This window comes from Streptomyces sp. NPDC088400, from assembly GCF_044753355.1.
Lineage (GTDB): Bacteria > Actinomycetota > Actinomycetes > Streptomycetales > Streptomycetaceae > Streptomyces.
Genome location: NZ_JBIVMZ010000002.1, coordinates 730972 through 741963, shown reverse-complemented (window position 1 = coordinate 741963; position 10992 = coordinate 730972). Strand labels below are relative to the sequence as shown.

General features: G+C 70.8%; 13 protein-coding genes and 1 tRNA gene. 6 read left to right on the top strand and 8 right to left on the bottom strand.

The window, feature by feature from the left end; genetic code table 11:
• The first annotated feature begins 39 nt into the window (after positions 1 to 39).
• Positions 40 to 774, top strand: coding sequence for a 3-oxoacyl-ACP reductase FabG (fabG, locus tag ACIQD6_RS07425; RefSeq protein ID WP_401879222.1), 735 nt, complete (start codon positions 40 to 42; stop codon positions 772 to 774).
• 74 nt (positions 775 to 848) lie between these two features.
• Here fabG and ACIQD6_RS07420 read toward each other — a convergent pair whose 3' ends face one another.
• On the bottom strand, positions 849 to 1334 hold the full coding sequence (locus ACIQD6_RS07420) for an Lrp/AsnC family transcriptional regulator (RefSeq protein ID WP_401879220.1): 486 nt from the start codon (positions 1332 to 1334) through the stop codon (positions 849 to 851).
• 173 nt (positions 1335 to 1507) lie between these two features.
• Here ACIQD6_RS07420 and ACIQD6_RS07415 point away from each other — a divergent pair, with 173 nt between their 5' ends.
• Positions 1508 to 3901, top strand: coding sequence for a transketolase-like TK C-terminal-containing protein (locus ACIQD6_RS07415; protein WP_401879219.1), 2394 nt, complete (start codon positions 1508 to 1510; stop codon positions 3899 to 3901).
• Here ACIQD6_RS07415 and ACIQD6_RS07410 read toward each other — a convergent pair.
• The 3 genes from ACIQD6_RS07410 to ACIQD6_RS07400 form a co-directional block, all read right to left on the bottom strand.
• Entirely contained in the window at positions 3838 to 4263 is a 426-nt protein-coding gene (locus ACIQD6_RS07410) for an ATP-binding protein (RefSeq protein WP_401879582.1), read from the bottom strand. The genes ACIQD6_RS07415 and ACIQD6_RS07410 overlap by 64 nt on opposite strands.
• Positions 4264 to 4601: 338 nt before the next feature.
• Positions 4602 to 5810 (bottom strand): helix-turn-helix domain-containing protein, encoded by a 1209-nt coding sequence (locus ACIQD6_RS07405; RefSeq protein ID WP_401879218.1) that lies wholly within the window; start codon positions 5808 to 5810, stop codon positions 4602 to 4604.
• Between the two features lie 242 nt (positions 5811 to 6052).
• Positions 6053 to 6126, bottom strand: a tRNA-Pro gene (locus tag ACIQD6_RS07400).
• A gap of 138 nt (positions 6127 to 6264) precedes the next feature.
• Between ACIQD6_RS07400 and ACIQD6_RS07395 the strand changes: the two genes are divergently transcribed.
• From ACIQD6_RS07395 to ACIQD6_RS07380, 4 genes are all read left to right on the top strand, one after another.
• Entirely contained in the window at positions 6265 to 6978 is a 714-nt protein-coding gene (locus tag ACIQD6_RS07395) for a transketolase (RefSeq protein WP_401879216.1), read from the top strand.
• A gap of 98 nt (positions 6979 to 7076) precedes the next feature.
• Positions 7077 to 7976: a transketolase family protein gene (locus tag ACIQD6_RS07390; protein ID WP_401879214.1), complete on the top strand. Its 900-nt coding sequence runs from the start codon at positions 7077 to 7079 to the stop codon at positions 7974 to 7976.
• A 162-nt stretch (positions 7977 to 8138) separates the two neighbouring features.
• The gene (locus tag ACIQD6_RS07385; RefSeq protein WP_401879212.1) at positions 8139 to 8651 is read left to right on the top strand and encodes a DinB family protein; all 513 of its coding nucleotides are present in this window, start codon (positions 8139 to 8141) and stop codon (positions 8649 to 8651) included.
• On the top strand, positions 8648 to 9007 hold the full coding sequence (locus ACIQD6_RS07380) for a hypothetical protein (protein ID WP_401879209.1): 360 nt from the start codon (positions 8648 to 8650) through the stop codon (positions 9005 to 9007). Before ACIQD6_RS07385 ends, ACIQD6_RS07380 begins: the two co-directional genes overlap by 4 nt.
• A 49-nt stretch (positions 9008 to 9056) precedes the next feature.
• Here the strand turns inward: ACIQD6_RS07380 and ACIQD6_RS07375 are convergent, their stop codons facing one another.
• From ACIQD6_RS07375 to ACIQD6_RS07360, 4 genes are read right to left on the bottom strand one after another with little or no spacing between them, the layout of a single operon-like run.
• Positions 9057 to 9587 carry a GAF domain-containing protein gene (locus tag ACIQD6_RS07375; protein ID WP_401879206.1) on the bottom strand — a complete coding sequence of 177 codons (531 nt, stop codon included), beginning with the start codon at positions 9585 to 9587 and terminating at the stop codon, positions 9057 to 9059.
• Entirely contained in the window at positions 9584 to 10201 is a 618-nt protein-coding gene (locus ACIQD6_RS07370) for a GTP-binding protein (protein WP_401879203.1), read from the bottom strand. The genes ACIQD6_RS07375 and ACIQD6_RS07370 overlap by 4 nt, the downstream gene beginning before the upstream one ends.
• Complete coding sequence (locus ACIQD6_RS07365; RefSeq protein WP_401879201.1) at positions 10179 to 10550, bottom strand: DUF742 domain-containing protein; 372 nt, start codon at positions 10548 to 10550, stop codon at positions 10179 to 10181. Before ACIQD6_RS07365 ends, ACIQD6_RS07370 begins: the two co-directional genes overlap by 23 nt.
• Positions 10551 to 10552: 2 nt before the next feature.
• A complete protein-coding gene (locus tag ACIQD6_RS07360; protein WP_401879199.1) occupies positions 10553 to 10990 on the bottom strand; it encodes a roadblock/LC7 domain-containing protein in 438 nt (145 codons plus the stop codon).
• Positions 10991 to 10992 lie beyond the last annotated feature (2 nt).

Sequence of the window (10992 nt, the reverse complement as noted above, 5' to 3'; positions counted from 1 at the left end):
GAGGGCCCGTGAATGTGGCCGAAGAGACTGGAGAGTGAGATGGAGAGCGAAGCCATGACGGCGCAGACGACGCCCCGGTCGGTGCTGGTGACCGGGGGGAACAGGGGAATAGGGCTGGCCGTTGCCCGCCGCTTCGTGACGGCAGGCGACCAGGTCGCGGTGACCTACCGGGGCGAGAAGCCGCCCGAGTCCGAGGGATTCCTCGCCGTACGCTGTGATGTGACGGACAGTCACCAAGTGGATCAGGCCTTCAAAGAAGCCGAGTCGGCGCACGGTCCGGTCACCGTCCTGGTCGCCAACGCGGGCACCGCCAACGACCGGTTGCTGGTGCGGATGAGCGAGGCGGACTTCACCTCCATCATCGACACCAACCTCACGGGCGCCTTCCGGGTCGCCAAGCGGGCGATGCGCGGAATGCTCCGCGACGGCCATGGCCGTATCGTGCTCATCTCCTCGACGTCGGCGCTGCGCGGCGCACCGGGGCAGTCCAACTACGCCGCGGCGAAGGCGGGGCTGGTCGGTTTCGCACGGTCGCTGACCCACGAGATGGGCCCCCGGGACATCACCTGCAACGTGGTGGCACCCGGCCTCACCGAGACGGACATGACCAGCGTGCTCACCACGGAGCAGCGCCAGAACCTGCTCCGCCAGACACCGGCCGACCGCCTCGCCCGCCCCGAGGAGATCGCCGACGCGGTGGCGTTCCTCGCCGACGCCGGCTATGTGCGCGGCGCCGTGATCCCGGTCGACGGGGGCGCCGGGCTGGGCCACTGACGCGAACCGAAGCCTGCGCGAAGAGGACGCCACGGTCCCGAGGCTCTCGTCCGCCGCCGGTACACGGAGTTCACTCACCGCTGACGGGCCGCCGCGCGCTCCAGCAGCGGGGTGAGCCGGTAGTCGACCAGCCGGCGCATCTCCAGGGCGGTGTCGGTCCGCTCCACACCCGGGATGCTGAGAATCCGTCCGGCGGTGCGGTAGAGGTCCTCGGCGTCGGTGGCGACGACGTGCACCAGCAGGTCGGTCTCCCCGCTCAGGCCGTGCACTTGGAGGACCTCGGGTACGGCGGCGAGCGCCGCCGCCACCGTGTCCAGCCGGCGCTGCACGACCCGGGTGGTGACGAAGGCGGTCAGTCCGTAGCCGAGTGCCGCCGGGTCGACCCGCTGGTCGAAGCCGCCCAGGGCGCTGCCGTTGTCGAGGGCGGTCAGCCGGGCATGGACGGTGTTGCGGCTCAGTCCGGTGCGCTCGGCGAGCGCGATGGCCGTGGCACGCGGGCGGTCGGTGAGTTCGAGGAGCAGGCGCGCGTCGGTCGCGTCGAGACGGTCGCGGCTTGTCATGGTGCGCACCTTCCATGGGGCGGGGCAGGCGGAGACCATGCATTGTGCCCAGTTGACCGGCCCACACTTGTGCACATGATGGCCTGCTGGTCTCCTCGTTGGCAACGAACGCACACCGGGGGCCCGTACGCCCCGCTCGGTGACGACCGGCAGAGCCCAGGAGGCAGCACGCCATGACGACCGCGACTCGACTCGGGGAACGTGCCGGATCCAGCGGAGCGGCCCCCATCGGCTTCGACGTGCTCGGCGAGGTGGAGGACCGCCTGCTCTGGCTGTCCAGCGCGATCGTGCACCATGCCAACCGGGTGCGCCCCAACCCGTCCGGCCTCAAGGTCGGCGGCCACCAGGCGTCGTGCGCCTCCATGGTGTCGATCATGACCACGCTGTGGTTCCGCCATCTGGGCCCGCGGGACCGGGTGTCGGTGAAGCCGCACGCCTCGCCCGTGCTGCACGCCATCAACTACCTGCTCGGCGAGCTTCCCGAGGCGTACCTGACGACGCTGCGCGAGCTGGGCGGGCTGCAGAGTTACCCGAGCCGGTCCAAGGACCCCGATCCGGTCGACTACTCCACCGGATCGGTGGGGATCGGTGCGACCGCGACGATATGGGGCGCGCTGGCCCGCCGCTACGCCGGGGACGGCGCGGACGCCGGGGCGCCGGCGGGGCTGACCGAGGGGGCGCCGGCCCCGGGCGACCGCGGCTTCACCGGCCGTCAGTACGCGCTGGTGGGCGACGCCGAGCTGGACGAAGGCGCGGTGTGGGAGGCGGTGCTCGACCCGGCGGTCGCCGAACTCGGCGAGCTGGTGTGGATCGTCGATCTCAACCGCCAGTCGCTGGACCGCGTCGTACCGTTGGCCGCCTCGGACCGGCTGCGCGGGATGTTCACCGCGGCCGGCTGGCAGGTGCTGGAGGTCAAGTACGGACGGGTGCTGGAGGAGCTGTTCACCCGCCCCGGCGGCGACGCGCTGCGCGCCCGGCTGGACGCGATGACGAACGCCGAGTATCAGCGGCTGCTGCGCTGCGCGCCGCCGGAGCTGCGCCGCCGACTGCCTGGTACGGGACCGGGCGCGGCCGGGATCGCCGCGCTCGTCGCGGGGCTGACGGACGACGAGCTGGTCACGGCCGTCGGCAACCTCGGCGGCCACGACCTGACCATGCTCGACGCCGCCCTGTCCGCGGTCGCCGACGACCGGCCGACGGTGATCCTGGCGTACACCGTCAAGGGCTACGGCCTGCCGGTCCAGGGCCACCCGCAGAACCACTCCTCGCTCCTCACCCAGGAGCAGATGGACCAGTTGGCCGACCGGCTGGGCTGCGACACCGACCGGCCCTGGGCGGACTTCGCGCCCGGTTCCCCGGCGGCCGGACTCTGTGCGGAGACCGCCGAGCGGCTGCGCCGGGACGACCCGGCGCTCCAGCCGCCGCCCGCTCTGCCCACCGACATCGGCCGTACCCCCACCGGCTCCGGCACCACCCAGGCGGCACTCGGCCGGGTGCTGCTCGATCTGACGCGGCAGGCGCCCGAGGCCGCGGCGCGGGTGGTGACGGTCAGCCCGGACGTCAGCTCGACGACCAACCTGGGCGGGTGGGTGAACAAGGTCGGCGTGTGGTCGGCGACCGAGCGGACGAACTGGTTCGCGGACGACGCTGAGACCATCCTGCACTGGCGGGAGAGGCCGACCGGCCAGCACATCGAGCTGGGGATCGCGGAGACGAACCTGGTCGGCCTGCTCGGCGAGCTGGGCGCCACCTGGAGTCGCTGGGGACGGCCGCTGCTGCCGATCGGCGTGCTCTACGACCCCTTCGTGCAACGCGCCCTGGAACCTTGGTCGTTCGGCATCTACGCCGGCGGCCAGTCGATCCTGGTCGGCACGCCGTCCGGGGTGACGCTGGCGCCGGAGGGCGGCGCCCACCAGTCGATCACCACGCCGTCGCTGGGCGTCGAGCAGCCCGGTTGCACGACCTGGGAGCCGGCCTTCGCCATCGACGTCGAGTGGACCCTGCTGGCGGCGCTGGCCCGGCTGGGCCGGCCGGACGGCGGGTCGGCGTATCTGCGGCTGTCCACCCGGCCCGTCGACCAGTCATTGGCGGCGGTACCCACCGATCCGGCCGCCCGTGAGCGGCGCCGCCGCCAGGTGGTGGCCGGCGCCTACCCGCTCCGGCGTGTGGCGGGCGCGGAGGTCACCATCGCGGCGATGGGCGCGACGACCACCGAGGCACTGGCCGCCGCGGACCGGCTGGCGGCGCAGGGCGTCGCCGCGGACGTGGTCTGCGTGACCAGTCCCGGCCTGCTCTTCCGGGCGCTGAGCTCCCGTACGGGTCAGGACACGGGCGCCCCCGGCTGGATCCTCGACCAGGTCTTCCCGCCCGCCCGCGCGACCCCCCTGGTCACCGTGCTGGACGGCCATCCGCACACGCTGGCGTTCCTGGCGACGATCCGCCAGGTGCCCGTACGTACCCTGGGGGTGACCCACTTCGGGCAGTCCGGCTCGCTGGAGGACGTCTACCGCCACCACGGGATCGACACCGACAGCATCATCCGGGCGGCGCTCGACCTCACCCGGTAGGACTCGGGTCCGGCCTGATCCAACGACAGGCCCGAACTCCCCGTACCAGCTGAACGGGGCCGGCGCGGGGCATCGCGTGGGGTGTCATGACCGCCAATGCGGTGCACCGACCAGTCGCAGCACACGCATGTCACCCCGGGGCGATCGATGACGACCCGGATGGACTCCCGCCGGGCGTGCTGGACGGCGTTGGACACCAACTCGGAGACGATCAGCGCCCCGTCCTCGGCCAGCTCCTCCAACTCCCAGGCAGCACACGCGGCGCGCACCAGGCGCCGGGCCGTCGCGGCGCTCTCCGGCTCGCGCGGCAGGGTCTCGTTGTAGCCGGGGTGTCCGATAGGGCGGACTATGGTGAGCGGCAGGCGTTGCAGGGGCTGCTTTCGTGACTGCGCGTCCGTGGATTTCGGCACGTCAGTTGCTCTTTCGGGTCGGCCGCAGCCCCGGCCGTTCACGAGGTCGCGGGGCAGTGACCACTCATGTAAGCGACGTGCCGAGAAGAGTGACAGGGGCGCAACGTCCCACTTTCACCACGCTATTGGCCAAGACCGACCGGCGATTGGGGGGTGGGAGAAGGAGCGGGGGTGGGTGCGTGCGGGTGCAAGGCGGAGGACCGAGTCAACGCGGAGCGTTGGTGAGGGACGACAACACCGCAGATGCGCGTGCCCACCCCCGCGACGCCACCCCCCAATCGCCGGCCGGTCTAAACCCCCAGGAACTCCGCCAACGGCCGGAGTCCCGGCGGGTGGTTGGGGAGCGCCCACAAGTCGCGCACGATGGCCACGGCCAACGTGTGATGCTGCATCCACGTCGGCGCCACCCGGCGCAGGGACTCCAATGTCTTCACTGCTCCGGCTGCGTCCCCGATGTCCGTATGGGCCCGGGCCACGTCCAACAGCAGCCACGTCCGCCAGGACGGCGGGGTGTCCTTGCTCAGCCGCATTCCCTTGGCCAGCGCCAAGGCGTCCTGGGGATGCCCGTACTGAACTGCGAGCCGGACGCGTTCGATGCGGACCGACGACGGGCTGAAGACGCTGACCATACGGTTGTCGCCGCCGTCGGGCAGCTTCGAGACTCGGGCGGCTTCCTTCTCTGCCGTCTCCATCATCGCCGCCGCGCGCTCATAGTCGCCGCTTCGTGCAACCGACGTGGCGGCACTCATGGTCAGCGCACCCCACACCTTCAGGCCGTCGGCCGTGTCGGTACGGCCCGCGTTCACCATGTCCTCGGCGGCACGGAGGGCAATGTTCAGTGCGTCCTCCAGGCGCCCCTGCCGCTGGTAGGTCCACGCTGTGGAGTTGACGATCATCGGTAGAAGCAGCGGATCGGAGGACTCTCCCGCAGCGTCTATGGCGCGCTCCAGGCTCGTCAGGGCGAGGTCCGTCTTGCCCATCCGCACGGCGACATGTCCGGCGAGCTGAAGCGCCTTGCCCAGGGCTGTGAATCCAGCCCCACGGTCGTCGTCGTTGCCCGGGGCCGTGAAGGCGCGCGCATCCGAGAGCACGTCCGGCAGCGCCTTCATCACCGTGTCGAACTCGGCGGCGTGGTACTGCGTCCAGCCTTCCGCGATCTGCTCGCGGAGACGGTCCAGCGAGAAGTCGGGCCCCAGGGGCTCCAGCTCCGGCCCCCAGAGCACAGGCATGATGGCGCGGCGCACCGCCACGAAGCGCGGTCCGTCGTTCTCGCCTGTCGAGGAGACCGCAGGCGGATCGCCCAGAAGCGTGGTCAGCTCGACGCCCAGCCCGTTCGCCAGCGCGTGCAGCGTGGGGAGGCGTGCCGAGTGCTTCCGCCGCCGTTCGAGCTGACGAATCACATCGACGGACACGCCGGAACGCTCGGCCAGTTCTTCTTGCGCCAGTGAGGCCAGACGGCGCAGGCGGCGCAGAGCCCGTCCCAGGTCTTCGTTTGCCACGCGGCCACGGTAGGCCCAACACGACGGGGAGAGAGAGCCGGTGGCGCCGCCCGCAGCGCTGTGCAGGGCGATCCGCGCAGAGCCCTCGAAGATGGCGGCTCAGTCGGTCCTGATGGCTTCCCGCTGGGTTCGGAGAAGCTGGCCGAACCGCTCGGCTGACCTCTGTGAGAAATCGTGAGACGACAGTCCCGAGAACGATCAAGAGGGGCCCCGGAGGACCCCTCTGACCTGCTATCTCTCTGTCGGGACGACAGGATTTGAACCTGCGACCCCTTGACCCCCAGTCAAGTGCGCTACCAAGCTGCGCCACGTCCCGATGCTCGTCTGACCTGGGGTTTTCCCGGCCCAAACGCGCATGAGAACGATACCGCACTTGGACCGGTGGTCACGAATCGCTTTCCTGGCGCGGGGAGGTCTTGACCTCAAGCGCGCTTGAGGTTGCACCGTGGCCCGTATGACGACGACAGAGACGACGACAGAGGCGATCGCCCCCGCGCACCACCGGGACCTGAACCGGCTGCTGGCCCTGATGACGGGTGACGAGAAGCACGGGCCCGCCGCGACCTCCACCCTGGACGCGCTCTGGGTGCTCTACGACCGGGTCCTGCGCGTGTCGCCCGGCACCGTCGAGGCACCCGAGCGGGACCGCTTCCTGCTGTCGAAGGGGCACGGGCCGATGGCGTACTACGCCGTCCTCGCCGCCAAGGGGTTCCTCTCCGAGGATCTGCTGCCCGGATTCGGTTCGTACGACTCACCCCTCGGCCATCACCCCGACGGGACGCTCCTGCCAGGGGTGGAGATCGGCAGCGGGTCGCTCGGGCACGGGTTGCCGCTCGCGGTGGGGAGTGTGCTCGGGCTCCGGGCTCGGGGGCTGACCGGGCCACGGGTGTGGGTGCTGATCGGCGACGCCGAACTGGACGAGGGCAGCAATCACGAGGCGATCGCCTACGCGGGGCCGGCCGGACTGGAACAGCTCCACACCCTCGTGATCGACAACGCGTCCGCGACCCATGGCTGGCCCGGTGGCATCGCCGCACGGTTCGAGGCGGCCGGCTGGTCGGCCGAGACCGTCGACGGGCGGGACCACGAGGCGATGTACACGGCCTTCACCGCGCCGCACGCGGACCGGCCACGGGCGGTCGTCGCGCGCGTCGAGCCCAAGCCCTGAGCGTCCCGGTCCCGGCGGACGCTCCTCCGGAACACATCGACCAGAACACATCGGCCTGCGGACACCGGCCCGCAGACATCGCTCAGAGAGGTATCCCCATGGACACCATGCGCGACCGTTTCACCTCCACCACCACCCAGCTCCTGGACGAGGATCCACGACTCGCGCTCGTCCTGGCCGAGATCGGCCGGGAGAGCTTCGCCGAGGCGGCACGGCGCCACCCGAACCGGGTGATCAATGTCGGGATCCGCGAGCAGCTGCAGGTCGGAGTGGGCGGCGGGCTCGCCCTCGCCGGGGTGCGTCCGATCGTGCACACCTTCGCCAGTTTCCTGGTCGAGCGGCCCTTCGAGCAGGTCAAGCTGGACTTCGGTCACCAGGGGGTGGGCGGGGTGCTGGTGAGTGCCGGGGCGTCGTACGACTGGCCGGCCGGCGGCTTCACCCATATGGCGCCCGGCGACGTCGCCCTGATGGACACCCTCGACGGCTGGACGGTGCATGTGCCGGGCCACCCCGACGAAGCCGAGGTCCTGCTGCGACACGCCGCCGCCGGGGACGGCCGCGTATACGTGCGGCTGTCCGTGCAGAGCAACCGGCGGGCGCGGGCGGTGGCCGGGGCCGGGTTCAGCACCGTACGGGAAGGGCGTCGCGGGGTGGTGATCGCCGTGGGGCCGATGCTGGACAACGCGCTGGCGGCGACGGAGGGCCTGGACACGACCGTGCTGTACGCGACGACGGTGCGGCCCTTCGACGGGGCGGCGCTGCGGCGGGCCGTCGGTGTCGCGGACGCGGCCGATGTCGTGATCGTGGAGCCGTATCTCGCCGGGACCTCCACTGCGGCCGCCAATGACGCCCTGGCCCAGATGCCGCACCGGGTACTCGGGCTCGGTGTGGCCCGGCGTGAGCTGCGCCGGTACGGGACGCTGGAGGAACACCTGACCGGGCAGGGGCTCGACCCGGCGTCGCTGCGGGAACGGATCTCCGCCTTTCTCGCGCGCTGACGTCCGGGACGCGTAGCCGGCCACCCGGCACATCGGACGGCGCCCGGTACGGACACCGCATCCGCGACGTCCGGGACGCGTCTCCGCGCTGCGCGAGGGAACCTGGAGAGGTCCGGGGCATCTCGGCCCGGACCCTGTCCCCACCAGGCAAGGGAGTGTGCCATGACCGCAAGCGGTGACCTGGTCATCGACGCCTTCGGCCGGATCCGTGAAACCGTGCACGAGGTGGTCGACGGCCTCGGCCCCGACGAGCTCGCGGTCCGTATCGACGACGGGGCGAACTCGATCGCCTGGCTCGTCTGGCATCTCACCCGGATCCAGGACGATCACATCTCCGACGTGGCCGGGACGGACGAGGTGTGGATCACGCGGGAGTGGTCGCAGCGGTACGGACTGCCGTTCACGCGCCGCTCCACCGGATACGGCCACTCCCCCAAGGACGTGTCCAAGCTCGGCGGTGTGACGGCGGAACTGCTGGCCGGCTACCACGACGCCGTCCACGACCGGACGGTCGAGTATCTGGGCACGCTCAAGGACGCCGACTACGGACGCGTCATCGACAGCACGTGGACTCCGGCCGTCACCCTCGGCGTACGGCTCATCAGTGTCATCTCCGACGACCTCCAGCACGTCGGACAGGCCGCCTTCATCCGGGGGTGGCTGGAGCGGCCGTGACCGGCCGGGAGAGAGCGGCCGTGACCGGCCGGGAGCTGACAGCCGAGGCCCAGGACGCGGGGCTCAACCGTCCCTCGCGTTCCGTGGGCACGCGTGGCCCCCTGCATATCGACCTGCTGGCGCCGGTGACCCTCAACCAGGTACTGCTGCACATCGGCGACGCCGACCACACCCGGCAGGTGGTGGACACGCTCAACGACAACAGCGCCTGCTGGGTGACCCCGACCACCTGGACCGGCCACCCCGCCGTACGGATCTCCGTGTCCAACTGGCAGAGCGGCCGGGAGAGCGCGGAAGCGACCGCGGCCGCGTTCCTCCGGGCACACCGCGAACACCTCAGCGGCGCCGAACGATGAGCCGTCCCCCGAGCCCTCCCCCCGCGCGCGTCGTCTCAGATGAGTCCGTTCAGATGAGTCCGTCTTCCCTGCCGTGAATCCGCGACATCAGCTCCGCGGCGAACGACTTGATGGTGTCCAGCCCGGCCCGCCCCCAGCGCCGTGGCTCGGTGTCGACCACACAGACGGTGCCCAGGGCCATGCCCGTACGGTCGATGAGCGGCGCGCCGAGATAGGAACAGATGCCGCTCTCGTCCACGAGGGCGTTCCCGGCGAACCGGGGGAAGTCCCGTACGTCCTCCAGCACCAGCGCCTTGCGCCGTACCAGCACATGCGGGCAGTAGCCGTGGTCGCGGTCCATGAACCGCTCGCCACCGGCACCCCGAGGGGTGTGCAGCCCGGCGAAGAACTGCCGTTCCTCGTCGGGAAAGTTGACCATCGCGTACGGAGCGCCCGTCAGGTGCGCCAGTTGCTGGGCGAAGACGTCGAGGGCGGGCTCGGGACGCTCACCGAGGCCGAGCCCCCGCAACCGCACCACGCGGTCGTGCGCTTCTTGATCGACGGGGGTGAGCAGCAGACGGCCGATCGGGTCGTACGTCATAAGCGTGCTCCGTCGCTCGGAGGGGGAACCGAGGTGAGCAGATGCTGAACGAGCGTGACCAGGGTCTGGATGCCGGAACTGGCGATCCGCGCATCGCAGAGCACGATCGGCACTGCCGGGTCGAGGTCTATCGCGGCCCGTACCTCCTCCGGTTCGTAACGGTACGAACCGTCGAACTCGTTGACGGCGACGACGAATCCGATGCCGCGCTGCTCGAAGAAGTCCACCGCGGAGAAGGAGTACTCCAGGCGTCTGGTGTCGGCCAGCACCACCGCTCCGAGCGCGCCACGGGACAGCTCGTCCCACATGAACCAGAAGCGCTCCTGGCCCGGCGTGCCGAAGAGATACAGCACATGCCGCTCGTCCAGCGTGATCCGGCCGAAGTCCATGGCGACCGTGGTCGATGTCTTGGTCTCGACACCCGTCAGGTCGTCGGTCGCGGCACTGACCTGGGTCAGCAGCTCCTCCGTGCTCAGCGGCGCGATCTCGCTGACGGCTCCCACGAACGTGGTCTTGCCGACCCCGAACCCGCCCGCGACGAGGATCTTCAACGCGGTGGGGAAGGGCTCGTGGAAGGACCCGTGGAAGGGTTCAGAGCTGTCGTCGTAGGCCATCGAGCACTGCCTCCAGCAGGAAACGGTCGGTGGGGTTGTCGAAGCTGTCGGGCGGCCGTGCGGTGATCGCCCCGCAGTCCACCAGATCGGAGAGCAGGATTTTGCTGACCGTCACGGGCAGCTTCAGATGCGCGGCGACCTCGGCCACCGAGATCGGCCCCTGGCAGAGTCCTACGGCCTGGGCGTGCTCCGGGCCGAAGTGCGCCGGGGGCACGGAACCTGTGGATATCACCAGCGTCAGCAGATCGAGGGCCGTGGTCGGCCGGGTCCGGCCTCCGCTCACGGTGTACGGGCGGATGAGCCGGCCGGCCGCGTCGTCGAGCCACGGCCCGTCCGTCGGGACCGGCACGCTCAGAGCCTCGATGCGCTCGACGAGGCGTCGGCCCGTTGCCTGGGCGGGGTGACCAGGTACGGCCGTACGCTCTTGACCAGCATCGCCATCTCGTAGCCGAGGACCGCCGCGTCGGCCTCACGCCCCGCCAGCACGGCGAGGCAGGTGCCCGAACCGGCCGTGGAGACGAAGAGCAGTGTGGAGTCGAGCTCCACCACGACCTGACGGACCTCACCGCCGTCCCCGAACCGCACCCCGGCGCTGCGGCCGAGGGAGTACAGGCCGGAGGCGAGCGCGGCCATGTGGTCGGCGCTGTCGGGGTCCAAGCCGTGCATGGACCTGACCAGGCCGTCGGAGGAGAGCAGCACCGCGCTGCGGGTGTAGGGGACTCGCTGGACCAGACCGCTCAACAGCCAGTCGAGGTCCGAGACATGGCCGGTCGGCACATCGCTCGCCATGG